Raw genomic sequence first — 26,510 nt, forward strand, 5'->3', positions numbered from 1 at the left:
TCTTAACCATTATCTTTTTCTTCATATATAGAATCACTAAGAGCTGCAAATTCAGCTACACTTAGAGTTTCCCCTCTTCTTTTAGGATCTATTCCACTATTTTCGAATGCCTTTTCCATCTGTTCTTTTGAAAGTCCTACACTTTTAACAGTATTCCATAAGGTCTTTCTTCTCATATTAAATGAACCTCTTACCACATCAAAAAATAACTTTTGACTTTTAACATCTACTCTAGGTTTTTCAAGTCTATCTAACCTTATAACTATAGATTCCACCTTTGGTCTTGGAATAAAGGACTCAGGTGAAACATATCTTACTATCCTTGTATCGCAATAGTATTGAACAAGAACAGATATAGAACCATATTCTTTACAATTAGGTTCTGAGTTTATTCTTTCTGCCACTTCTTTCTGTATCATTATTGTTAGAGATTTAAAATTGTACCCTTCATTTAAAAGTCTCACAATAATTGGAGTAGTAACATAATACGGAAGATTCGCTACAAGCTTAACGTTTTTTTCTTCACCTATCAACTCATTAAAATCAACTTTTAATGCATCCTTATGAATTAATTGAAACTTAGGATTATCTCCAAGCTCATTTTGTAATATTGGTACTAGCTCATCATCTAACTCTATAGCTATTACCTTTTTTGCTTTCTTAAGAAGTTCTACTGTTAGCGTCCCAACTCCTGGACCTATTTCTATGACTAAGTCATCTTCAGTTATTTCAGCACCATCAACAATGTCTTGTAATACAGAATCATCTACAAGAAAGTTTTGGCCTAAACTTTTAGTAAACTTAAAATTATATTTCTTCACTAATTCCTGCGTTTTTATATCTTTTATATCCATAAAATTACTCTCCTATACTTAACTTTTTATCAACCTTTTTCATAGCTTCCACAAATTCTTCTTTTGTTATTCCATAATTGTTTAATCTGGAAAGTAGTTGATTTCCATTTCCATATCCAATGCTAAGTTCTTTACCTAAAAGAGCTCTTCTATTTTTAGCATCTCCATCACCAACCAATTTAAAATATAAAAGATCTTGAATACTAAATTCTTCTCTTTTTTCCTTTTGATTAGCCTTTGCTTCAGTCAAAGCTCTTATTATAACCTCTGGTGTAGCATTTTCAACCCCAATGTCACCATCTTTTGTTCCATCTTCCCTTGCTATATAAGCATGTTTTATTCCTTCTACCCTCTTAGCTATTATTCGTCTTATCTTTTCACCAGCAAAGTCAGGATCAGTTAAAACTATTACACCTTGTCTTTTCTGTGCTTCTTTGATTCTATTTATAACCTTAGCATTTATTCCAAATCCACCTACTGCAATAACTTCAGCTTCTACAGCCTTTTTTACAGCAGTAACATCATCTCTTCCCTCAACCACAATAACTTCTTTTATCACCAAAAGACTTCCTTTCCTTTTTAAATCATAATCTTAATTTAACCAGTTACACTGCTTCTGTCAACTTTATAGAGTTTTTTATTAAAGTTATTTCACCGAAACAATAGTTAAGTATAAATAGATCATGAATCAGAATCTTCTTCATATTCAAATTACCACCAAAAGAAAATAGAGATAACTAGCCGTTATCTCTATTTCTTCATTATCCTTGACCGGGATAAGCAATAATATAAACATCTACGTTTCTTACACCCCACGAATTTGCATCACTATTTGAATTCATATAAAGATCTACCCTATTATTTTTAATTGCACCACCAGTATCATGTGCAACAGCAAACCCATAACCAGGTATGTAAACCTTTGTGCCTAAAGGAATTACCCTTGGGTCTACCGCAATAGTACTAGTTCCATTTGAATTTCTCTTAGGTGTGTTGCCTGTAGCTGTACTTCCACCTCCAGAATAAGCTGTTGCTACTACTGAAAGTTTTTTCTTATAAGCTATCGAATCTCCTCTAGACAGCGCAAGAGTATTCATCGTACCCTTAACAACTACTTTATTCTGAGGATCCTTTACCACTTTCTCAGCTACTACTTTTTTACTTACCTCTTTGCCATTTTCAACGATAACTCTATAAGTAACTTCTTTTTCTCCAGGAAGACCTTCCTGAACCGTCTTTACAACGCTTCTGTCCAGATTGTCATCATTATTGACAACAGTACTATAATCCAACTGTTGGCTTTCCTTTACAACCTTAGACTCCACTCTTACAACTTCTATTTTCATTCCTTCTGTTACTTGGGTGTTTACTGCTGGAGATATCTTGTCATATTCTGCAAGTTGTATCCCTTCAGCGCTTAACATTTCATTTACGTTACCTTCAGCGGTTTGTATCTTTAGCTCTTTTCCATCAACTGCAACCTCTACATCAACTGCCTTTTTTATATTAATCTTTATATTATTCTTCACAGATTGATCTAAAGATGGTTGAATTTTGTCCTTAGGGCCTAGAACTATACCGTTATCGTGTAATGCCCCTTTAACAGTCCCTTTAAATGTCGTTAATGTCTGTTCATTTCCGTCTATACTAACTATTACAGTCTTTCTCATGTTGCATATCACTATAACCAAGCTTGTTGCAATAACAAGCCCCAACACGATTTTTGCCTTAGGACCATTAGAAAAAATCTTTCTTAGATTGATTTTCATCTTTTCTACCATTTATTTTCCCTCCTTTGGCAAGAGCGTCTGTAGCATTATAACTTAAAATATCGAATTTTGTCAAATTTTAGCCTCTTGCTTTTTTTGTTGACTGTCTAGAAATGCACCATCTGCATATTTTAAAAGTAAATAATAATTAAATAAAATGAGAGCATTAGTGAGGAAACAGTCACTTTGGGGAGTATTTACAGATAAATGGCCCAAGTTTATTACCTTATATATATATTAAATTCATCTTTTAGTTATTACTACTATTTTTCTGTTCCCATAATATGTAAAACCATAAAATATATTTTACCCTATCATTATAGTTTTAGCAACTGTTTAATGTTTTTTATAAATTGATCATTTATTTCTTTTGGTTCTAACCCTTTTATCTCTGATAACTTTTCAACAATATATCTTATATAATCTGATTGATTTCTTTTTCCTCTAAAAGGTACTGGTGCCATATAAGGACAGTCTGTTTCGACTAACATTCTATCTAAAGGTACTTCGTTCGCAACTTCTAATATCTTTTTAGCATTCTTAAAAGTCACTACTCCAGTAAATCCAATGTAATATCCAAGTTTCAAGCACTCTTTAGCAAATTCCACACTACCGGAAAAACAGTGCACTATACCTTTTACATTAGTAAATTCCTTCATGATTTCTAGAGTATCTCCATGTGCCTCTCTATCATGTATTACAACCGGTAATCCAAGTTCTTCTGCTAACTTCATGTGTGCTCTAAATACACTTTTTTGAACTTCTCTCGGAGGATTTTCTTCCCAATAATAGTCTAATCCTATCTCTCCGATAGCCTTTACCTTTTTATTCTTAGCTAATTCCTTTATCTTTTCAAAACTACCTTCATTAAATTCATTAGCATTTTCCGGATGTATTCCTACTGCAGCATAAAAAATATCATATTGTTCTGATAGCTTAACTGACATTTCAGCACCATATAAAGAAGATCCGCAGTTAAGTACTCCGATTACACCATTGTTTTTAATATCAGCTATAACCTTTTCTCTATCATCATCAAAAGACTTATCATCATAATGCGCATGGGTATCAAATATGTTAAATGCGAAATCACCCATAAATAGTCACCTCTCCAAATTTAATATATAAATTATTACATAAGATGTATAAGCTGTCAAACTGAGTTTTCAAATTATTCCATCAATTTAAGCACATATAAATTGCCCAATACCTAATTATTGACATTTTTGTATTTGTTTATACATACCTTATATCAACCACCAATACCTGCAAGTATTGGTGACAATATTCCCAGTACTCCACCCAAAAGCGCTCCCAGCCATGTGATAGCAGAAAGTTCCTTGCTTGCTATATCCAATATTATTTTTTCAGCATAATCTACATCGAAGGAATTGATTTGGTCTTCTACAATTTTGGGAATATCAATTATATGTATAATACTAGAACCTTCTTCATTAATGAACCTATCATATATGTTCTCAACTAATTTGTATAATTCATCATTAGTGCTTCCATCATAACTATTTAATAACTTAGATATTGAAGTACCAGATACTTCTTTTATAAGTACCTCTACAGAACCTTCTATCTTCTCTTCAAACATTCCACTCATAACAAGAGTTTTAATTGTACCTTTTATGTATTTTTCTATTCTATCCTCATAATTTTCAGCTAAAAGTACCAATATGTGATGATATGATTCAAAGCTATCTATCTTATCTAGAACTAGCTTTAATCCTGCTTCTAATACTTCAGGAGTTATTAATTTTTCCATTGCTGATGCTGATAATATGTTTATTAATATTTCTCTAGAATCCTTAGGAATTTCATCAAGTACATCTTTAACTTGCTTTTTCCCAAAGCTAGAGATTACCGTTCCTAAATATGAAACCAGTAAAGCTTTATTCTCATCATCTTCAAGATACCCATCTATGGCTAGAAGAAACTTATCATAAACTGAATCTACATTTAAAAACATCGCTACTAATGGACTCATTCCAGATAAAACATTGTTTTTTATTGCTTCTTTAACCTTTTCCTCTACCTTATCTTCCCTAAGTATAGCTAGCAACTGCTTAGAAATAACGTCTCTTTCATTATAAATATATATATTTATCGAAGAGAACACTTCTAATGGAATAATATCTTCTACCTTCATACTTTCACTAACCAAATGTTCTAATGATTTATTAATATTTTTATTAATGTATGTCACAATTTTAGATTTATCAATGGTTTTAGGCATGTCATTAAGTACGTTATTGTAGAACCCATTTCCTGAAAATAATTCTTTTAGCTTATCAGGTTTTTCTAACAAGGTTATATTAATTTTATTCATCATCAATTTAGATACTGAATCTATAAATTCTTCATTTCTAACTTTGCTAAGTGCATAGTTCGATGCTTTAACCTGAAGCCTAATCTTTAGTTTTTTATAATATTCTCCAATTTTATCTTCTAGAACCTCATCTAGACTTTTATCCAAACCCTTAGCACTACCTATTTTTTCTTCTATCATATTCTTTAAATGCTTTTTTATATTATCATTGCTCAAAGCACTTACCATAACATCATTAGTAAGAAGATGATTTCCAACAGTTTCACCGACACTTCTAGAAATTCTGGCTTTTTCCTTAGGTATAAGTCCTGGCGTAAATGGCAACTTAATACCAAACAACCTTTTTTCATAGTGTGGTCTGAATAGCATTTTTATAGCTACCCAATTTGTTATATATCCAATTATAGCTCCTATTAAAACTCCAAAAAAATATTTCATATTAATCCTCCCTTACTAGAACTTATGAATTGAAGTTGTATATGTATATTACTTTAGATATAATATCTATAATATCTAGATGAACCACTACATAATTAAATTTATATTTTCAAACTCTCCTCTCAGAACCCAGAGGAGTTTTGAAAATAGATTTCGGATTGAAGTGTTTCATCTTTAGATAAACTAAGTTTTAAGTACGATACTTTTTATAAACTTTATCTTATAAAAAGCACATCTATATGTTTAACAATTATTTTATATGGTTGGTGATATTATGAATGATACAGGTTCAATAATTATAAAGCTTCAAAAATGCAAGTTATTCTCACATTTTACAGAAGATAATCTAAAATCTATTTTATCAAACAATAAAACATCTCTGAAGTCTTATACTGCGAATGATGTTATATTTATCGAGGATGAACCTTGCAATCATCTTAGTGTAATACTATCCGGAAAGATTGAGATACAGAAATTTGATTCAGACGGCAATGTTCTCATTGTTTCAACTATGGAAGATGGAAACGTATTTGGTGAAAATCTATTATTTGGGGATAGGAACCAATACCCTATGTCTGTTATATGCAAAGATGTTTCTGAAGTACTTCATATATCAAAAGAAAAAGTATATGAGCTTTGCGAAACAGATCATATTTTCATGTTGAAGTTTTTTAGAATTCTTTCAAACAAAGCAGTCGCCCTAAGTTCAAAACTTAAGCAAGTAAGCATGAAATCTCTCCGTCAAATGATTTGCCACTTTCTAATGATTAAGTATAATAAATCCGAAAACTCTTTAATCCAATTAAATATGACTAAAAAAGAATGGTCAGATAAACTTGGTGTCCAAAGACCATCTTTGTCTAGAGAATTAATTAAAATGAAAGAAGAAGGACTTATTGACTATGATAGAAAATCAATAACCATATTAGATATAGAGGCTATTGAAGCTGAAAGTTAATAAATCAGTTCATAATTTTTTTATTTTTTTGACATCAAATCGACATATTACTAGAGTATATTTATATATGTAAAGTAGCTAAGCGCTAAATAATTTACCCCTTAAAACCATTTGTAAATAGGCTAAGGCCCTTGAAAGTTTGTTCCCCTTACAACTTACTTTCAAGGGTATTTTTTTATACTACAGCCTTCCAGATTTTAACCTCATTACCTCATAATCAATCGTCTTTTTATCTATTCGTTCAAACAATAGCTCTAAGTTGTTAAGCTTTATTTCTTTTATTTCTTGTAAATGCCAACTAACTTCTTTTGCACCTAAAAATCCTCTTAGTTTTTCACAAGAAAATGGAATTATAGGATTTAATAAATTTGATAGATTAACTATAATTTGCACGCAATTATATAGTGTTTCCCTACACTTTTCTTCATTTTCTTTTATAGTTATCCAAGGAGTTTCCTCATCAAAAAGCTTATTACCTTTCTTAACCAAAGAAAAAATAGCATTTATGGCATCTTTGAACTCACCGTTCTCAATACTATCTCCAGCATTCTTATAGGCATGTTCTATATCTCTCTTAATTTTAAGATTTAATCCACAATTACTAATATCTCCCTTATAGTTCTTGTGGATAAAAGTTAAGGTCCTGTTGACAAAATTGCCAAAGCCACCTAGGAGTTCACTATTATGAGAATTTATAAATTCTCTCCAAGAAAAATCAGAGTCTCTCTTTTCTGGACCATTAGCAAGTAGAAAATACCTTATAGAATCTGGATTATATTGTTTAATTATATAAGGAACCCATACTGCCCAATTTCTGCTTGTTGAAAACTTTTTACCTTCTAGATTTAGATATTCACTAGAAACGATTCTAAGATTTACATCATTAAATCCTAATGCAAAAAGGATAGATGGAAATATAACAGTGTGAAAAGGAATATTGTCCTTGCCATGAACTAAATAAATTCTACTATTTTTACTGTTCCAATACTTATCCAGTTCTTCTTTATCTTCGCCGCAACATTTAAGTGAAGCTGATAAATACCCCATAACCGCTTCTATCCATACATATACCTTCTTATCTTCAAAACCTTCTAATGGTACATCAATACCCCACTCTAAATCCCTAGTAACAGCTCTATCTCTAAGTCCTTCATTTATATACCTTTCTGTAAGTCTTACAGCGTTGTCTCTCCATCCATGCTCAGTCTTTAAAAGATCCTTTAACTTTTTATCAAACTTCGAAAGCTTAAAAAACAGATGTCTGCTCTCTTTAACTATAGGTTCAGATCCACAAATCTTACACTTCTTATCAATAAGGTCTTCTGAATCAAGAATTTCTGAACATTGCTCACACTGATCCCCTCTAGCTATCCCTCCACAATGTGGGCATATTCCTTCAATATATCTATCTGGAAGAAATTGATTACAACTTTCACAGTAAGTTTGAGCCACCAACTTTTCATATATATATCCATCTTCATATAACTTCTTTATATAATCCTTTACTACCTTATGGTGATTTACACTATCTGTCTTGGCATACAAGTCATATGATATTCCTAGAGAACTGAAACAATGTTCAAACTCTCTGTGATAGTAATCTGCTATCTCTCTAGGAGCCTTCTTTTCTTCTTTTGCTTTTATTGCTATAGGTGTTCCATGACAGTCACTGCCAGAAACAAAAATAACTTCGTCCCCTTTTGCTCTATGATATCTCGCAAGTACATCTCCAGGAATTACAGATGCTAGTCTTCCTAAATGTAATGATCCGTTGGCATAAGGCCAAGAATTTCCGATAACTACTTTCATTAATATAAGCCCCCTCTATTAATAAACTCATTATTTAATCATATATAGAATCAATTTATTACTGATCTGATTAACTTAAGTTAAAAACTCGCCTAAGTTATAGGCGAGTTTTTAGTAATTTGCAGATAAGAATCTTATCTAACAACACTTCCTGTTTCAATATTACCTGGATCAACCACCAAAAGCTTACCATCATCATCAGTAGCAGCTGCAAGAATCATACCTTGTGAAAGTTCTCCTCTTAGCTTTACTGGTTTTAAGTTTGCAACAAGAACTATACTTTTGCCTACAAGTTCTTCTGGTTTATAGTACTGAGCTATACCTGATACCACTTGTCTTTCTTCCCCACCTAAATCAACTTTTAGTTTCAATAGTTTTTTTGCACCTTTTACAGGTTCACAACCTATTACTTTTGCAACTCTCAAATCTATTTTCTCAAAATCTTCAATAGTTATTTCTTCTTTTATTGGTTTCATTTCTTTCTTTCCAGTAGCTTTTAACTGTTCTTGTCTTAATACTTCTAATTCAGCAAGCTTAGCATCCACATCTATTCTTGGGAATATTACAGCACCCTTATTAACTTTAGTACCTGCACTAGTTCCATCAAAAGCAGATAGACTATTCCATGTAGTTACCTCTGAATTTATTTGTTCATTTATCTTACTACTTGTTGTTGGAAGGAATGCTGATATCATAACAGAAGCAAATCTTAAACTCTCCACAAGATTATATAAAACTGTTCCTAATCTTTCCTTCTTACTTTCATCCTTTGCAAGTATCCAAGGAGTAGTTTCATCTATATACTTATTAGCTCTTCCAATTAACTCCCATATTACCTCTAACGCTTCTGGAATCTTAAGGTCATCAATTGCAGCTTGAACTTTAACTGGAGTAGCTAAAGCTAAAGTTATTAATTCATTATCAATATCTTCTTTTGCTGTTGGAGCTGGTATTACACTGTCAAAATATTTTTCTATCATAGTAATAGTTCTTGATAGAAGATTTCCTAGATCATTTGCAAGATCTGAATTTATCTTTTTAATAAATATTTCATTATTAAATAGTCCATCAGAACCAAATGGTATTTCCTTTAGAAGATAATATCTTACTGGATCTACTCCAAAGCTGTTTACAAGAGCTACAGGGTCAACTACATTTCCTTTTGATTTTGACATTTTTCCACCATCAACAAGAAGCCAGCCATGGCCAAATACTTGTTTAGGTAGTGGTACTTCAAGAGCCATAAGCATAATTGGCCAGTATATTGTATGGAATCTTAAAATGTCTTTTCCAATTAAATGTACATCTGCTGGCCAAAATCTTTCATATAAAGAAGTATCCTCATTACCATAGCCTAGAGCTGTTATATAGTTTGATAAAGCATCTATCCATACATAGATTACGTGTTCATTATCAAAAGTTACTGGTATTCCCCAGTTAAAACTTGTTCTAGACACGCAAAGATCTTGTAAGCCAGGTCTTAAGAAGTTATTTAACATTTCATTTTTTCTTGATTCTGGTTGTATAAACTCTGGATGGTCCTCGATATGCTTTATAAGCCTATCCGCATATTTACTCATCTTAAAGAAATAAGCTTCTTCTTTAGCCTTTTCTACAGGTCTTCCACAATCTGGGCACTTACCATCTACAAGTTGTGTTTCTGTCCAGAAAGATTCACATGGGGTACAATACCAACCTTCATATGAGTCTTTGTATATATCACCTTGATCATATAATTTCTTAAATATATCTTGAACAGCCTTTATATGATATCCATCAGTAGTTCTGATGAACTTATCATAGCTTATATCCATCATCTCCCACAGACTCTTTATCCCAGCTACAATCTCATCAACATATTCTTTAGGTGTAACCCCTTTTTCTTCTGCTATTCTTTGTATCTTTTGCCCATGTTCATCTGTACCAGTAAGAAACATTACATCATATCCAGTAAGTCTCTTAAATCTAGCAAGAGCATCTGCAGCCACTGTAGTATAAGTATTTCCTATGTGTAGATTTGCAGATGGATAATAAATTGGTGTAGTAATGTAATATGGTTTTTTGCACATATTTATTTCCTCCTAATGTATATTATTAGTTATATGGATGCACCACTTCGTAATGAAATTTATTATTTTTAAATTCTCTCACAAGAAGCCATGAGAGTTTTAAAAATAGATTGCGGTTTGAAGTGGTGCATCTATAGTATTTCCTCTATTATTCCATAAATCTTTATTATGATAAGAAAATTTTTAAGAAAGGACCATTCCCTCTTAAACTTTTTGTTAAAACAAATAAATATCTATAAAACAAAAAACCTCTGCATAGACAATTTATGTCCATGCAGAGGCGAATTTACGCTGTACCACTCTACTTCATATCTATCTCACAATAGATACCTTAATAAGTGACTCCACTAAAAAGTTTTTATCACCTTGCAATATAACGGTTGCTACCGTACCTTCTTAAAAATTCAGAAAGCCTGCTCCGAGTCCATATTCATGAAACTTTTTGTCACTGGCTTTCACCTGTCCCAGCTCTCTTTTAGACAATCCATATCATTACTCTTCTCTTCAATGCATTTTAAATTATTTCTATATATTATATTAGTTTACATTAAAAACAATGTCAATAACTTTCTTATTTTATAACCCATCAGCTAATTCTTGTAGTTCACTTTTATTTATACCTTTGATTCCCAAGAATAAATACACAAGTCCTAACACAAATAAAAGTATACTTGAACCTGTAAAACTTATTGCAAATAGAGAGAATAGTGCACTTATAACTACAGAAGGCGTTGTAGCATATAAGCTTAGTTTAAATCTTTGTCCGAAAGTTGTTTCACCCTTAAATATTGTTCCTATTATTGCAATAATCAAAGCTCTAAAATATAAGGCTATTACAAATCCAAAAGTTAATATTGCGAACATAGCACTTGATATGGCACCATGAGAATCTAAAATTCCACCAATATCGTTTTTACTAAAATCCATATTTAAGGCAGAATATTTTTGTTCTAAAACAACTGTTCCTTCTGATTTAACTACTATAGTATCTCTACCAAATATTAGTCCTGATTTATATTTATCTGCCAAAAGCTTTATATCTGAAGTATTATCTAAAACAAAAGTCCCACTATCTCTAACTACTTCAGCATTTTTATTGTTAGCAATCTCTAGCTGTCCATTTTTTATCTGGAAGTCTGGAATCTTTTCATTATATTCTATTGATAGGTCTTTCATTGTACTATTTACCTTGTAAGCAGGATATGCAAACGCTACTATCGAAAAAACTAATGCTAGAATTACACTATATAGAAATGACTTTCCAGCAGATTGCTTTCTGAAAATAGCATAACTCTTAAAATCATAAAAACTTTTAATAAATCCGTTAAAAATATTCATTATTATACCACCCTTTTTTCTAAGTCTATAATATTATTATAGATTAGAAAACTTAAGTTCATCTTAAGAAAAGTTAATATCTACCTTAAACTTACATATTTGTAGTTATACTCAAAATGCTTTAAAGCTCTCTTAATAAACACGAGAGCTTTAACATTACAACTAATAACCAATTACAGTTATTTCTATTATTTACTTAAATAAATCTTTAAGATTCTCTAACGACATATCTTTAAGTGCACTATATTCATTAATATCTTCCCCAAGTATTTTCTCTATAACTTTTTTCTTTCGTTTTTGCAAGTCATATACCCTTTCTTCTATTGTCCCTCTAGTTATAAGCTTAATTACTTCAACAGTATTCAATTGACCAATTCTATGAGCTCTATCAGTGGCCTGTTCCTCTATTGCAGGGTTCCACCAAGGGTCGTAATGTACCACAACTTCAGCACCAGTTATATTAAGTCCTGTCCCTCCTGCTTTAAGGGATATAAGAAATACTACAGAGTCTCCATTATTAAATTCTTTAACTAATTCGGTTCTATCTCTTATCTCCGTGTCACCATCTAGATATAGGTAATTTATGTAATTGCCCTTTAAATGGAGTGCTATATTTTTTAATACTGTTGTAAACGACGAAAATACTAAAACTTTCTTACCATTTCCTCTGGCATTTTCAATTATATTCATTAATGCTTCTAGCTTACCACTTTGTCCTTTATATCCTTCTACCAGGACTGAAGGATCACTGCAGATTTGTCTAAGTCTTGTTAAAGCTCCAAGAACCTTAATTTTTGGTACATCTATACCTTGTTTTTCAAACTCTCTTAGCGCTGCTTTTGAGTAAGCTGCATATATTTTCTTTTGTTTATCTATCATATCTACAGAAATTGAGTATTCAATTTTAGGTGGCAACTGCTCTAAAACCATATTCTTTGATCTTCTTAATATAAATGGTTTTATCTTTCTGTTAAGCTCTTCTAATGCACCAGTATCTCTATCCTTCATTATAGGAGCCTCATATCTAGTAGAGAAATTCATCTTATTCATCAGATATGATGGCATTACAAAATCAAATATAGACCACAGATCTCCTAGATTATTTTCAATTGGAGTTCCTGTTAGTGCAAATCTTGTGACTGCTGTGATCTTTTTTACACTCTTTGCATTTTGAGAGTTATAGTTCTTTATATTCTGCGCTTCATCAATTATACATACAGAAAACTCTTTATCCTCGTAAAGTTCTATATCTCGTCTTAAAAGCGCATAAGAAGTCACAATAACGTTATATTGCTTATATTCATTAAGAATATTTTCTCTAAATCTCTTGTCACCTTGAACTACTGCAATCTTCATATCCGGTGCGAACTTTTCAAATTCGTCCTTCCAGTTATATACTAATGAACTCGGTACAATTATTAAAGAAGGCTCCTCGGTCTGAAGCGAAGACAAGAAAGCTATAGTTTGAAGAGTTTTTCCAAGTCCCATTTCATCAGCAAGAATGCCTCCAAACTTAAAGGAATGAAGCATATTAAGCCACTTAAATCCATCCTTTTGATAATCTCTCATTACAAAATTAAATTTATCAGGCATATTAAAATCAGATGTATCCATATTTTTAGTTTTTGAATACAACCTATCAAAATCTATAGTATTTTTTATGAAGCCTAAATTATTTTTTTCAATAATGTCTCCTATGTAATATCCCTTGTAGCTTGGAACCTTAAAGCTACCACTTGTAAGATCATCTTTTTTCACTTCTGCATAATTAATTATTTCTTCTAAAGCTTTCAATTCCTTCTCTTGAAGAGTTATAAAATTTCCATTTTTAAGTTTATAGTATTTCTTTTTCTGTTTTATGGAGCTGAATATGTGCCATAATTCTCTATTATCAACACCTTCTATTGAGAAATATATTTCTAATAGACCTTTATCACTTATTCTAATAGCACCCTTATAGCTATTAGGCGTATATACCTTCAAACTCTTAAAACTCTCCGAATAGTATACCTCTCCCATATCCACCAAGGTTACTACTCCCCCTCTTAAGAATGCTACTATTTTTTCTTCGTCTTCTAAAATCAATCTTTCTTCTGAAAGAAAACCATAACTATATACTTTCTGAAGAACTTGCTGCTCTTTTATTCGATCTCTAATAATCTCTTTATAATCATCTGTTTGTTCAAAAGAATCAAACTCGTGTTCACCATAGCAAAAGTGCACATCTAAGAATATATTTTCATTATCCCTATCTATATAAAATTTAACTCTTAAAGGCAGTAAACTTAGTTCTTCCTTAGAAATCTCGTCTATATTTACAATACCACTATGTTTATTTAGCATTGGTAATACTGTAGACATAAGATTATTTTTATCACTCTTGCCAAAGGTTATATAATCTTCTTTCTTTAAAATATCAATTATTGGTCTAAGAACTTTTATACTTTGCTCATCAGGAAGATATATACTATTGTTAAGAAATAAAATATCTCCTTTAGAGGTTAATGCTAGTGGTATACTATCACCATAAGATAATCTTATTGTATTCTTATGAGAATTTAACACGAAATTCATAGGATTATTTTCTTTAACAATCCTTATATCACTGTACTCCCGTCCATTAATCGTGCAATCAATATATTCCTCACTTAATATGCTAAGTACTCTTTTTATCTGGGTTAAAGATAAATATACTCTTCTTCCTTCTATCAGTCTCATATTGGGTGTAGAGTAATTATATAAACTTCTAGTGAGCCTATCATTCTCATCTATTTCCTTAATAACATCTATAATATCTTTATGTTTATCTGAGAATAGATGAATATCTCCACAAAAATCGAAATTCTTAGCAACACTTATCTTTTTCCTATTGTCATAAGCATCTAAAAAATCTTTTATATCTCTTACTAAGAAGTGCTTTTCCTTACCTATCCTTATTTCCATTGAGCTTTCTATTAAGTTGCTTTTATTAAACTCAAGCTTAACCTGTAAATTAAGCATTTCTTTTTCTCTACTTTTACCTGATACTAAATTCATTTCACTAATAATTCTTTGAACTTGAATATTACTTTTCTCATAAGCTACTTCTTTCTGCTTTTCTCTAAAATACTTTACCATTACAGCCGCAATATGTTCACATATACCTTTTCTTCTATAATCATTATGAAAGAAATTGCAGTCGCAATTGAAGCTTGTGAAACCAACATTATCATTTAGAGAAATACGTATATTATACCTATCTTTATTAGACTTTGATTTGACAAAAGTCTCAATAAAATATGAATTAGCTCTATTTCCTTCTGAAGATTTTATATTAATCGAGAAATCCTCTACAAGCCCACCTTCATAATGTTGTATTCCTTTTAAATATTGTTTTTTATCTCCGTAACTTAATATAGACTTTTCTTCCATAATTATTGCAATTCTCCGTTTCTAGGTTTTCTCAAATTATTGTATAGTATATAACCAAGTTCCATCTAATAAGGTCAAGAGATATGTCTGTTAGCTAATACTAGTAATAGATTATCAACTATACGGTGCTTTAACTGAATTATACTTTGAATAAAGAAAAAAATATACTCATTATTTAATGAATATTTCTAGGTATTATTCTAAAAATATACTATTGTTACCAAATAACTCTAGAAAAATATCACATTTTATGTAAAAATAATACTTATTAAATATAGTATATTTTTCCTTTTAAATAATAACTTGAAAGGCGGTATTGTATGAAGGATAAAAAAGAGAAAAAATTCAAGCTATTTAATAGATTTAATTCCATCATAATTATTATGCTTATTATTTTTGTATGTATAATATCTAGATTGATATATCTTCAAATATTTAAATATGACTATTATACCGATAAGGCTAATACGCAGGCTAGAAGATCTCTTCCTGAAAAAGCTCCTAGAGGGAAGATCTATGACTCAAATGGAAATATTTTAGCCGATAATAAAACTGTATATAATCTTACCTTCACTACAACTGATGACTCATCCAAATATTTTTATGATACTATGAAAAAAGTATTTAAGTTATTAGATGAGCGAAAGGATGAGCAACAAGATAACTTTAAGTTAAAGATTGATAACAATGGCAAACCATATTTTGATTTCATAGGTGATTCAGATGATACTAAGAAGGCTCAAGAAATAAGATTTAAGAGAGATAGAGGTCTTAATGACGTAGCCAAAAGAAGTATTCCAGAATTAAAGAATAAGCAAGAACTTACAGATGCAGATGAAGAAAAAATAAATCAGGAATTGCTTAAAATCAATGCCGAAGATACTTTTAATTACCTTTTAAAATTCTATACTATGTATGATATATTAAACCCAACTACTAAAGAAAAACAAAACTATAAACAGTCCTATACAAATAAAGAGATAGCAGACGTGTTATTGAAGAAATATTCTATAAAAGATTTAAGAAGGTTCATGATTGTTAAAGATGCAATAAAAATGCAGAGTTACTCCGGTTTTAAGCCAGTTACTATAGCCTACAATATCCAAAAAGATAGTTCTTATATATTCTATCAAAAGCTTAGTGATTTACCTGGAATAGATATATCTGTAGAACCAATGAGGACATATCCTTATGCAACTGACTATAATTTAGCCTCTGGGGTAATAGGTTATGTATCTTCTATAGATAGCAGCAAGAAGGATCGCTATGAAGAAAAAGGATATGATCTATCTACTGACCTAATTGGTAAAGCTGGCATTGAATCCGCATTCGAATCTGTTCTGAAAGGAAATACTGGAGAGACTATCGTAAAGGTAAATTCTCAAGGCAGAAAAACAGAAGAACTATTTAAATCTGAATCTAGCCCTGGCGAAAATGTTCACTTAACTATAGACAAAAACATTCAATATTCTGTAGACCAGACACTTAAGGATAGATTAAACTATGTAGCTACTCAATATTTTGATCAACAGGATAAAAAGGGTAACTTCAATGCGACAAGAGGAGCTGCTATAGTTCTTCAACCAAAGACCGGAAGAATATTGGCCTTATCAAGTTATCCTGGGTACGATGCAAATATAATTTCTGACCCTAATGCCCTTACTCCTGAGATATCTAAACAATATTTTTCACCTGACTACGATAAACTGGGGCAGGAATTTATAAATAAACATCACTTAAATAAAACCTTAGATGATTTATTTCCGAAGGATAAGAATGGCGTTAGACAGGATAAGTATGATCTCTTACCTAAGCCATTTTATAATTACGCTACTATGGGACTGATTCCACCTGGATCTACCTTTAAACCTCTGACTTCATTAGCGGGACTTCAAGAAGGGGTTATAGACTCCAGAACCACAGTTAACGATACTAATCAAGATTATACAAATAAACTATTAGGAAATCAGCCGTTTAAAGATGATGGAAGACATGGTACTGCAGTAGACATAAAAAAAGCCCTTGCAGCTTCCTGCAATATATTTTATTACGAGACTGGAATAAGATTGTATGAAAAAAATGGAACTAATATCGCTGCACTAGATAGTCTCGCAAAATACGCTTGGCAGCTTGGTATGGGAAACGATCCAAACAGTAAAACAAAAGGAAGCACAGGAATCGAAATTGGCGAAAGCTTTGGTCAAACCTATAACTATCAATATAATAAGGATCAGACCTTAATGTACGGAAGATTTGACCTTGTAAATGCTCTCGAAGCAGGAAAATATGGAGACAGAAGTTTTGTAGCTTTAGACATAGCTAATAAAGATGATGATAGTGATGAGTTAAAAGCAACAAAGCAAAAGCTTAAAGACTATATTTTTGATTATCTAAAAAATAATAAAAGCTCTAGTCTTACTGGAGTAAACCAATTTATAAAAGGCTTAGACCCTTTATTAGATCAGCTTCAGAAGGATTCCAAAGTATTTAGTGATAGAGTAAAAAAATATAACGAATCAGGTAAAAAATATTCTAATGCTAATGTGAAAATTGCTATAGAACAATTCATCTATAATGAAAATGCTCTAATAACTACACCTGCACAGCTAGTTTTAGCTTCCATAGGACAGGGCGTTAATAACTTTTCTATAGTTCAAATAGCAAATTATATAGCTACAATAGTCAACGGGGGAACAAGATATAAGGTTCATTTAGTAGATAAAATAACTGATTCAACTGGCAAAGTAGTTCAAGAATTTAAACCTGAAGTATTAAATAAAATTGATATAAGCCCTACAAACTTAAGCTTGATAAAGCAAGGTATGGCGATGGCAAATACAGATGATTTAGGTACTGCAAGTCTTGTATTTAAAAACTTCCCAATCCCTACTGGGGGTAAAACAGGTACTGCTACCTACAATGAACAGCTTCAAGATCAAATAGGAAGAAGTGCTTATGGAGTATATGTATCCTGCGCTCCTATAGATGATCCTGAGATTGTTGTTGCAGTTGTAATGTATGATGGAGCCCATGGTTTCTTAGGTGCCGATGTAGCAAAGGCTGCTTATGAAACATACTTCAAAGATAGGCTTCAAAAAGATTATCCAAACTATCAACCAACTTTCCCTTATACTTTTAACTCTCCAGTCCCTGATAAAAAAGATGATACTATAAACAAATAGAAAAACAGTCTATATCATTAATTTCACTTATGATATAGACTGTTTTATTTTAGGTTCCCAGACCTTATTATAGATATTAAAAGCCATAAAGCAAAAATTCCTGATGCAAAATATCCCGTTATTCCTATAATTGATATGTCTTTTATTCTTGGACCAACATTAGAGCCAGTTATTATTGATGACCCAATAATCATTCCCGCTACTATGAGACCAAAAACCAATCTATTTATCATTTTATTTAAATAATCTACAGACTTATCTAAATCAGGAATTTGAAGATTAACCCTAGCTCTCCCTTGTATTACACTATCAGAGAGTTCTACTAGCTTTGAAGGAATTTTAATACTATCTCTTAGTATGGAATAAGCATTAATTGCAAAATCATCACTAGTCAATTTATTTAAGATATAATATTTATTTTTAGATTTAACAAATGGTACTGCTACATCTAGAATATTCATATCTGGAGCAAGCTCTGCTATTACTCCTTCTAATATAACCATCCCTCTAACAAGTATCACAAGCTCTGTTGGCAATTGTATGTTATTTCTTTCAGCAATACCAAAAACTTCTCTTAGTAAAGTAGATATCTTTATATTTTTCAAGGATGTAGATAAATAATGTGATAATAAATACTCTATATCATTATATAATATATGTTTATCTACCCTATCCTTCTTTACACCTACGCTCATTAAAAAATCTATTATCTTAGCTATATCTTTTAGAGCTATAGCAATCATCGCATCATTTAGAGCATTTTTTATAGAGTCAGATAGTTCTCCCATAAGTCCAAAATCTATAAAGCATATCTTCCCGTCTCTGATAAGAAGATTCCCCGGATGAGGGTCTCCATGGAAAAAACCATCATTAAATATTTGCTTACAGTAGGACAATGCCAACTTTTTTGCAATATCTGTCCTATCATACCCTTCTTTAACTATGGTATATATATCATTAATCTTAAACCCTTGTATATTTTCCATTGTAAGAACCCGAGTTGAGGTAAACTGTTCAACAACATAGGGTACAGCTACACACTTAACTTCTCTATTTAATTCCCTAAACCTATCAATACTGTCCTTTTCCCTTTCAAAATCTAATTCTTTGCTAGTTGCATCCATAATTTCATTTAAAGCTTCTACTGGATCAATAAGCATACCATTAAATTTTGTCTTGGTAAGCTTTATAAGTCTCTTCAAGATAGATATATCTAGTTCCATCTTTTCACGAATATTAGGTCTTTGGATTTTTATCACAACTTCTCTTCCATCTTTCAAGACGCCTTTATGTACTTGCGCAACCGATGCCGATGCTAAAGGGACACTTTCTACATATAAAAAGACATCATCCATGCTTAAGTCAAACTCCTCTTGAAACACCCTTGCAATAACGCTAAAAGCCTCCCAAGGCACCTCATCTTGTAGTTTAGAGAGTTCTTTAGTATATTCTTCATCTAACAAATCAGTTCTTGTGCTGAGTATCTGACCAATTTTTATAAAGGTTGGCCCTAGCTCAATAAAGGCTTTTCTAAGATTTTCAGGAGATTTATTATCAGTTGGCTTCATTGCACTATTTACTAAAAAACCAAAGCCGTAGTAAGCAAATACCTTTATTATTTCCCTAAACCTTTTTAATGTCTCTTTTCTCATAGTTCACCTCATTGTTATAAAGGTAAATGGAGGTTAATAACCCCCATTGTTTTATTTACTCTTCCTTGCCCTCATCAAGCTTCTCCATAAGTTCCGAAAGTTTAGTTTCTAAAAATTCAACCCTATCCTTTAAACTGTCAAACTCCATTCTTGAGGGAATATCTCTATCCTGCAAATCTGAATTTAGATCTTGTTTAGTGAGAGGTCTAATATCATCAATTTTATCCATAACCTTATTAGTTGTAGTTGATGCTTTTCCTTTGAAATCTCTCATTAATTCTTCCGATAATTCTTTCCCTTCATCTACTGTTATCTTTCCCTTTTCTACCATTTCATTTACAATCTCATTAGCCTTTTCATAAGTAGTAGCTACTGCTCCCACTCCCGCTAGCATAACTTTTTTTAATTCATTAAACATATAACCATCTCCTCATAAATCAAGTTTTCATTTTAAACTCATTAGAACATTTTCTACAAGTCACAACTATATTTCCTTTTCCTTTTGGAAGTCTCAATTTTTGACCACATTTAGGGCATTTTACTATTTTATAATTTTTTCTTTCGTTGTACCAAGCAGATGCCTTATCTCTATAATTGCCAAAACTAAAGCCTTTATTACCGTATGAACTTCTATTCCCATAATTATTTCTATTGTTAATCAAACTTCCTAACTTGCTTCTTAAAAAACTTTCGAATCTTAGCGCCTCATTACTTCTTTTCGTTATATCTCTGGATAAAGCTCTGTAAACACCATAACCTATTAAAACCAGACCTATCCCATAGGTAATAGCATTTCTCCATAGGGAGAATACTAATCCTAATAAAACTAATATCTTAGACAATAAATCAAAGCCATATCTTCCTTGAAAAAAGCCCATGAAATTTCCTCCTATAAGCAAGCAGCTAAAAGTTTTATATCTTTAAAACTACTTAGCTGCAATTTATCTATCTGTTTATATTATTTACTTATACTATACAGCTTTCAATCCTTATATTGATTTATATATATTCAAAGCCTTACTTATTGCACATAAATTTTTCAATGTCTTCAACAGATTTTATCATGTCTTTTGTAAGTACCTCATTGCCATTTTCGGTTATAAGCACATCATCCTCTATTCTTACACCAATTCCTTCTTCTTCTATATATATTCCTGGTTCTACTGTATATACCATACCAGGTTTTAAGTCAATATTCTTCTCTCCAACATCATGAGTATCTAGACCTAGCCCATGACCTATGCTATGCCAGTAGTACTTTGTAACATCTTTCTTATCCTTTATAAGACCTAACTTAATACATTCTTCCGCTATTAAATCAGTCGCTTTATTATTTATTTCCCGGAAATTAATTCCTGGTTTTAATATCTCAATAATAGCTTCATTTACTCTAAGTACTGCTTCGTAAACTGCCTTTTGTCTATCTGTAAATCTTCCACTTACCGGAAAAGTTCTAGTAATATCTGCATTGTAATAATTATATTGAGCACCTAAATCGAATAATATAAGATCATTTTCCTTTATAGTACTATTATTTTCAACATAATGCAGAATTGTTGCGTTTTTTCCTGCGGCTGCTATTGTCTTAAACGCAAAATCTTTAACGCCATTTTTCTTTAAATGGAAATCAAAATATGCTTCAAGCTCATACTCCTTTAAACCTGACTTTGCATTTTTCATTAGTGAGTTTACACCTTCTATAGTTATATCAATAGCTTTTTTCATCTCATTTATTTCTTCAGGAGCCTTTATAGCTCTAAGCTCTGAAACCAATCCATATACATTTTTTATAGCTGTATAAGGATATCTTTTTGATATATCCTGAGCAAACTCTTCCGATAAAGTAACTCGTTCTTCAAAACTTCTTCTTTCCAAATCCAGATAAAAAGCTTTTACTTTTCCTGAAGACAACTTTTGATTTATAGTACTATTAAAATCTTCCAAATATAAAACCGTTTCAATACCTGACAACTCTACTGCTTCTGATTCTCTTACAGTCTTGCCAACCCACTTTTCTTTAACTGGATCTGGTTTTTGTATAAATAAAATCTCCGCTTCAACTCCATTTGATTTGAAAAGCACTACCTTATGTTTTTCTTCATTTATTCCAGTAATATAATAGAAGTTTCTATTTGGAGTAAATGGATATATCTCATCAGCTGTTTTTTTAGGTGCTTCTCCCGCTAAAAGTACAACCATTGCTCCATCTTCAAGTTTATCAAAAAGTCTCTTTCTATTATTTATAAAAATATCTTTCTTCAAATAAATCACTCCTCTTGCAATTAACCTTAACTATAGATATACAGCTAATATACCTATAAAGATTTCAGAATATTTAAAGTTAACTGATAATCTTATATTTATTGTAATTATATCATAAATTATTCCATAGCAAATAGTTTTACCTTAATAACCCCTTTTAAACAATCTATTTGCTTTATTAGTGCTTTTACATCAATTTCAAGTCCGGATATATCAACAGTTATAGTGGCTATAGCAATCATATTCATAGGTATGTCTTGGTTTATTGTAAGAACGTTACCCTTCATCTCTGCTATTTTATCTAAAACCTTAGATAATATTCCAGCCTCGTGGCTCATGCTAACTGCAAGAGTTATTTTTTTTGAATTAATGCCTTCACTCATTGGAAACACATGATCTTTATACTTATAATAAGCACTTCTACTTATCCCAACTTGCCTTATACCCTCGGTAATATCCTTTACTTCTCCCGTATATAAAAGTTCGTTTACTTTTAAAACCTTTAAAAAGATTTCTGGAATTACTCTTTCACTGATAACATAGTATATATCCCCTGCCATATGCCCCACCTTCTTTACATTATATAATTATAATTATAACATATACGGACGATATTTAACAAAATTCACATAATTATTGGTTGTTACTTTCTATTTTATCAATAAACTTTCTTTTTTTTTATAACATTAACTTTACAAATCTTACATAGGTTTTTAGATTTGATATCTTATTAATATAAACTTAATTAATACTATTTTATTTAATTATACTGAATTTCAAATAATTTTTGTTTATTTTGATAGAAAGCATTTAATTATACGTATTTATTTTATGAAGAGCTCTTCAGGAGGTAGACTATGCACATAGATGAAAATAACTTCATACTCGAATTAAGAAAACACAATAAGAAAGCATTGGATTTCTTATATGATAATTACAAAGGATTAGTATATAAGGTTGTATTAACTGTTTTAAAAGACAGGGCTTCAGAACAGGATATTGAAGAATGTGTCGCTGACGTATTTATAGGTATTTGGAAAAACATCCTCAAATACGACTCTTCAATAACAAGTTTCAAGAAGTGGCTAATTGCAGTTTCTAAATATAAATCTATTGATTACTTGAGGAGAAGAACTATCGTTCCTGATTCTGTAGATTTAAACAATGAAGTAACAGATTTTTCAGAGAATATCGAATCTATTATCATACAAAAAGAAAATATAGAATCGATAACCAAACTTATAAATAATATGAACGATATAGATCGAAATATTTTTATAAAAAAGTATTTCTTAGACGAAAGTACTGTTGATATTGCTAATAATCTAAAACTTCCTAGATCCAATATAGATAATAGACTTTCAAGAGGAAGAAAGAATTTAAAAAGAAAATGGTTACAAATTACAGGAGGCGGAATAAATGAATAATACAAGTAAATTTGATGAATCCATCTATAGCTTCTTAAATTATTCTGATTTAGATGAAGATGAATTTGATGATTTTTTATTAGATGATTTTAAAAGTAAAAAAATTAAAAGAAGATTAAATAAAAAACTCAATAATAACAAAATAAAAACTGCATATATAGCTTCTACTTTAATATTTTTAAGTTTTACTATTGTATTATTTAATAATTCTGCCTTTGCATCAAGTGTTATACATTCCATAAATACTACAATAAAATCACTTCAAGGTGATTTTGCCAACTATGATAAGTTTGGTTCGCCATTAAATGATTCTAGAGTGGATAACGGAATAACTTTAACAATAGATAATATATCTTCTGATGGTAACGAAATATATATAATGTATAAAGCCACCGGAGATAAAGACTTTAATAATATCTTTGATCACGGGCTTGGAATATCAGCAAAATTTGCAATAGACGGTTCTGACCCATTATCCTCATATAGTTATGGCGAGACTGGCACAATTACTGATGCTAATAATTATTCGGGTATATTAAAAATAGATATGCCTACAAAATCTCTTAAAAAAATATTTTATTTAAATATGCATGTAGAATCAGTTGGTAATGTGAATGGCAACTGGGACTTTAAATTTAAAATTGATAACACTAATATAAATGCTAGCACAAAAAAATATAAGATTAATAAAACCATAAATCTTGGTGATAGTAGTTTTAATCTAAAATCCATAGAGATTAATCCTATCTCTACAATAATAAAAATAGATGGAGGTCTTCAGGATTTTTTCTTACTAGATGATAAAGATAAACTTATAAAATCAAAATCAGGTAACTCAAATAGAATTGATACAACATTAAGTTTTAGAAACTTGATTGATATGAATACAAAAACTCTAACTTTTATTCCTTATGGGCACGCTGAGGATTACAATAACTATCCACCTATTATTCACGATATTAAACCAACTCCATTCGAAATTACTCAGCAAGGTTTTGGAAGCCTTACAATAAAAGAGTTTCTGTGGACTAACGATACCCTTAGGATAAATTATACTGCTAAAGGTAAACTTCCTCTTATTCAATCTGAAGGGATATGGCTGATTGATGATAAAGGTGTAGGTTTAATACCTGAAAATCGATTTAACACCCAAATATCAGAGAATAATCAAACTGATTTCTATCAGATATATAAAGGAGTATCCAAAGATAAAACATATAGAATTGCATCTTCAAGATTGGACAAATTTTATATTATTGATGAAACTCATAAATTCTCTATTGATTTAAAGTAAATAAGAACTCGTAAGTTTTAAAAATGTACTACTTCAATCCCAAAGCCATCTTCCATAATGAAGCAGTACATCTATATAATTCTTACGAGTTCTTTACCTTTAAAGTTAGTTAAAATTGAGACGCTTATCAGCATCTAAATTAATCTCTACCTGTCAGCTACACATCTCTTATTTGAGTGTAGAACATACTTAGTAAATTATAAAATAATAATAAGCAGCTATAACAAAAGTGGCTAAAACATTAAGTGATATATTGATTAATACTTTAAGACTGGACATTTTTACCTCCATTTTTCAATACAAAAATTAGTTCAAATAACTATTTAGAAATATTAGTTTATCTATTCACCAAAGCAAACGCCTATTAAGGCATTTACTAATCCATATAATATTCCATAACTAATATAACTGAGATTGTAATTATCATATATTTCACTTATTAATATAAAAGTACCTATAAAAACAATCCCACTGTATAAGTTCTTTCTTTTAAGTTTACTTGTGAAATTTTGAATAGGAACAAACAATTTCAACATACTCTTATTTAATGAGGAAAATATTATAGAAAAAATAACTGTTGAAATTATTACTGTAATTAATAACTTAAGACTTAAGCTTAGCACTTCCATATTGTACCTCTTAATCTTTTAATTTTACCTACACCATAAGAATACTAACTTAATACTATCAAATTAATATAGGTATTACTGTCTGTATATACTGAAACATCTAATTTTACTTCTAAATAGATCATAATCTATATATAGTTAAATTTATAATTTTTTGCATTTTCAGTCCATATTTAAATATAATATTGGTTCTTATATAACTTACTTATCAAATTTCAATTTTTCTAATAACTCTTTTGTATAAGTTTTTGATAAATAACACGTTTGTCCATTCTTCATGTAAATGAGCTTTTCTTTTTTATTTACTAACTCAATGTTATCTATATTCACAACAAAAGACTTATGGCACTTAATAAATCTTTCATCTAAACATTCCTCTACATCCTTTAACTTACTATAAAACTCTTTACATCTATTAATACAATTAACTTTTAGTTTATTTTTAATGATTGTAGTTTCAAAGAATAGTATGTCTTTGAATTCAATTTTTGTTATAGACCTACCATCTTTTATTATAAAAAACTTTTTATCTTCTTCTCCATTATTAGATCTTTTTTCTATCTTTATTAAAGCGTCATTTAGCTCCTTAAATAGGCTATCTCTCGAATCTTTAATTATGTAGTCAAAGGCTTCTACCTTATATTTAAATGTTAAGTAGGCAAGTTCCGAATGACTAGTGATAAATATTAAGTAAGATTGTAGGTCCTTATTCCTTATTTTATCCGCCAATTCTATTCCGTTTATATCAGAATTAAGATCTACGTCTAATATGTACAACTTAACTTCTGAACTTTCATCAACAATCTTTAAAACATCGTAAGGATTATCTGTAGACATATAAACTCTCATATCTAGATCATTTTCTTTTATTATATAATCTATATTCCTCAATATATCTATTCTTTGCTTTTCATCATCTTCACATAATATTATATTCATATACTTTATTCACCAGCCTTTCCTGCAATCTCAATTTGAATACTGTTACAGTATTTAACTCAAAGAACTAAAGCCACCTGTTACTTATATTCCCATAGCTTACCTGCATGATTTCTGCTGATACATCATAAATTAATCAAG

At 30.5% G+C, this 26,510-nt stretch carries 20 protein-coding genes and 1 other annotated feature; of the genes, 4 read left to right on the forward strand and 16 right to left on the reverse strand.

Translation table 11 applies throughout. The annotated features are described in order from the left end of the window. Positions 1-2: 2 nt before the first annotated feature. The 5 genes from rsmA to JHL18_RS13765 form a co-directional block, all read right to left on the reverse strand. On the reverse strand, positions 3-854 hold the full coding sequence (gene rsmA / locus JHL18_RS13745) for a 16S rRNA (adenine(1518)-N(6)/adenine(1519)-N(6))-dimethyltransferase RsmA (protein WP_200270107.1): 852 nt from the start codon (positions 852-854) through the stop codon (positions 3-5). 4 nt (positions 855-858) lie between these two features. After that, positions 859-1,413, reverse strand: coding sequence for a ribonuclease M5 (gene rnmV / locus JHL18_RS13750; RefSeq protein WP_200270109.1), 555 nt, complete (start codon positions 1,411-1,413; stop codon positions 859-861). 202 nt (positions 1,414-1,615) lie between these two features. Further along, positions 1,616-2,635 (reverse strand): 3D domain-containing protein, encoded by a 1,020-nt coding sequence (locus JHL18_RS13755; RefSeq protein WP_200270111.1) that lies wholly within the window; start codon positions 2,633-2,635, stop codon positions 1,616-1,618. A 305-nt stretch (positions 2,636-2,940) separates the two neighbouring features. Then, positions 2,941-3,720: a TatD family hydrolase gene (locus JHL18_RS13760; RefSeq protein WP_200270113.1), complete on the reverse strand. Its 780-nt coding sequence runs from the start codon at positions 3,718-3,720 to the stop codon at positions 2,941-2,943. Positions 3,721-3,875: 155 nt separating this feature from the next. After that, complete coding sequence (locus JHL18_RS13765; RefSeq protein WP_200270115.1) at positions 3,876-5,399, reverse strand: DUF445 family protein; 1,524 nt, start codon at positions 5,397-5,399, stop codon at positions 3,876-3,878. A 274-nt stretch (positions 5,400-5,673) separates the two neighbouring features. Here JHL18_RS13765 and JHL18_RS13770 point away from each other — a divergent pair, with 274 nt between their 5' ends. Beyond that, positions 5,674-6,357, forward strand: coding sequence for a Crp/Fnr family transcriptional regulator (locus JHL18_RS13770; protein WP_200270117.1), 684 nt, complete (start codon positions 5,674-5,676; stop codon positions 6,355-6,357). A gap of 180 nt (positions 6,358-6,537) precedes the next feature. On the opposite strand, the gene metG (JHL18_RS13775) is transcribed toward JHL18_RS13770, so the two are convergent. The 4 genes from metG (JHL18_RS13775) to JHL18_RS13790 form a co-directional block, all read right to left on the reverse strand. Continuing rightward, positions 6,538-8,166 (reverse strand): methionine--tRNA ligase, encoded by a 1,629-nt coding sequence (metG, locus tag JHL18_RS13775; protein ID WP_200270119.1) that lies wholly within the window; start codon positions 8,164-8,166, stop codon positions 6,538-6,540. Between the two features lie 134 nt (positions 8,167-8,300). After that, entirely contained in the window at positions 8,301-10,235 is a 1,935-nt protein-coding gene (metG, locus tag JHL18_RS13780) for a methionine--tRNA ligase (RefSeq protein WP_200270121.1), read from the reverse strand. 273 nt (positions 10,236-10,508) lie between these two features. Further along, positions 10,509-10,752: a binding site (T-box leader), on the reverse strand. Between the two features lie 59 nt (positions 10,753-10,811). Further along, entirely contained in the window at positions 10,812-11,573 is a 762-nt protein-coding gene (locus tag JHL18_RS13785; RefSeq protein WP_200270123.1) for a DUF1189 domain-containing protein, read from the reverse strand. A gap of 192 nt (positions 11,574-11,765) precedes the next feature. Next, the gene (locus tag JHL18_RS13790; RefSeq protein WP_200270125.1) at positions 11,766-14,984 is read right to left on the reverse strand and encodes an SNF2 helicase associated domain-containing protein; all 3,219 of its coding nucleotides are present in this window, start codon (positions 14,982-14,984) and stop codon (positions 11,766-11,768) included. Positions 14,985-15,304: 320 nt separating this feature from the next. Here JHL18_RS13790 and JHL18_RS13795 point away from each other — a divergent pair, with 320 nt between their 5' ends. Next, positions 15,305-18,166: a penicillin-binding transpeptidase domain-containing protein gene (locus JHL18_RS13795; RefSeq protein ID WP_200270127.1), complete on the forward strand. Its 2,862-nt coding sequence runs from the start codon at positions 15,305-15,307 to the stop codon at positions 18,164-18,166. 44 nt (positions 18,167-18,210) lie between these two features. Here JHL18_RS13795 and JHL18_RS13800 read toward each other — a convergent pair whose 3' ends face one another. The 5 genes from JHL18_RS13800 to JHL18_RS13820 form a co-directional block, all read right to left on the reverse strand. After that, positions 18,211-19,818 (reverse strand): ABC1 kinase family protein, encoded by a 1,608-nt coding sequence (locus JHL18_RS13800; protein WP_200270129.1) that lies wholly within the window; start codon positions 19,816-19,818, stop codon positions 18,211-18,213. A 55-nt stretch (positions 19,819-19,873) separates the two neighbouring features. Then, positions 19,874-20,236, reverse strand: coding sequence for a phasin family protein (locus tag JHL18_RS13805; RefSeq protein ID WP_200270131.1), 363 nt, complete (start codon positions 20,234-20,236; stop codon positions 19,874-19,876). A gap of 19 nt (positions 20,237-20,255) precedes the next feature. Continuing rightward, the gene (locus tag JHL18_RS13810) at positions 20,256-20,696 is read right to left on the reverse strand and encodes a hypothetical protein (protein WP_200270132.1); all 441 of its coding nucleotides are present in this window, start codon (positions 20,694-20,696) and stop codon (positions 20,256-20,258) included. A 139-nt stretch (positions 20,697-20,835) separates the two neighbouring features. Next, a complete protein-coding gene (locus tag JHL18_RS13815) occupies positions 20,836-22,080 on the reverse strand; it encodes an aminopeptidase P family protein (protein WP_200270135.1) in 1,245 nt (414 codons plus the stop codon). A gap of 119 nt (positions 22,081-22,199) precedes the next feature. After that, positions 22,200-22,640 (reverse strand): ACT domain-containing protein, encoded by a 441-nt coding sequence (locus tag JHL18_RS13820; RefSeq protein WP_200270137.1) that lies wholly within the window; start codon positions 22,638-22,640, stop codon positions 22,200-22,202. 297 nt (positions 22,641-22,937) lie between these two features. Here JHL18_RS13820 and JHL18_RS13825 point away from each other — a divergent pair, with 297 nt between their 5' ends. After that, positions 22,938-23,507, forward strand: a complete 570-nt coding sequence (locus JHL18_RS13825; RefSeq protein WP_200270139.1) for a sigma-70 family RNA polymerase sigma factor — start codon at positions 22,938-22,940, stop codon at positions 23,505-23,507. Continuing rightward, a complete protein-coding gene (locus JHL18_RS13830) occupies positions 23,500-24,801 on the forward strand; it encodes a DUF4179 domain-containing protein (protein WP_200270140.1) in 1,302 nt (433 codons plus the stop codon). The genes JHL18_RS13825 and JHL18_RS13830 overlap by 8 nt, the downstream gene beginning before the upstream one ends. Before the next feature lie 341 nt (positions 24,802-25,142). Here JHL18_RS13830 and JHL18_RS13835 read toward each other — a convergent pair whose 3' ends face one another. Further along, positions 25,143-25,430, reverse strand: a complete 288-nt coding sequence (locus JHL18_RS13835; protein ID WP_200270142.1) for a hypothetical protein — start codon at positions 25,428-25,430, stop codon at positions 25,143-25,145. A gap of 201 nt (positions 25,431-25,631) precedes the next feature. Next, complete coding sequence (locus tag JHL18_RS13840; RefSeq protein ID WP_200270144.1) at positions 25,632-26,369, reverse strand: LytR/AlgR family response regulator transcription factor; 738 nt, start codon at positions 26,367-26,369, stop codon at positions 25,632-25,634. Positions 26,370-26,510: the final 141 nt, after the last annotated feature.

Origin of the sequence: Clostridium yunnanense, assembly GCF_016595795.1 — a bacterium.
GTDB classification, from domain to species: domain Bacteria; phylum Bacillota; class Clostridia; order Clostridiales; family Clostridiaceae; genus Clostridium_AR; species Clostridium_AR yunnanense.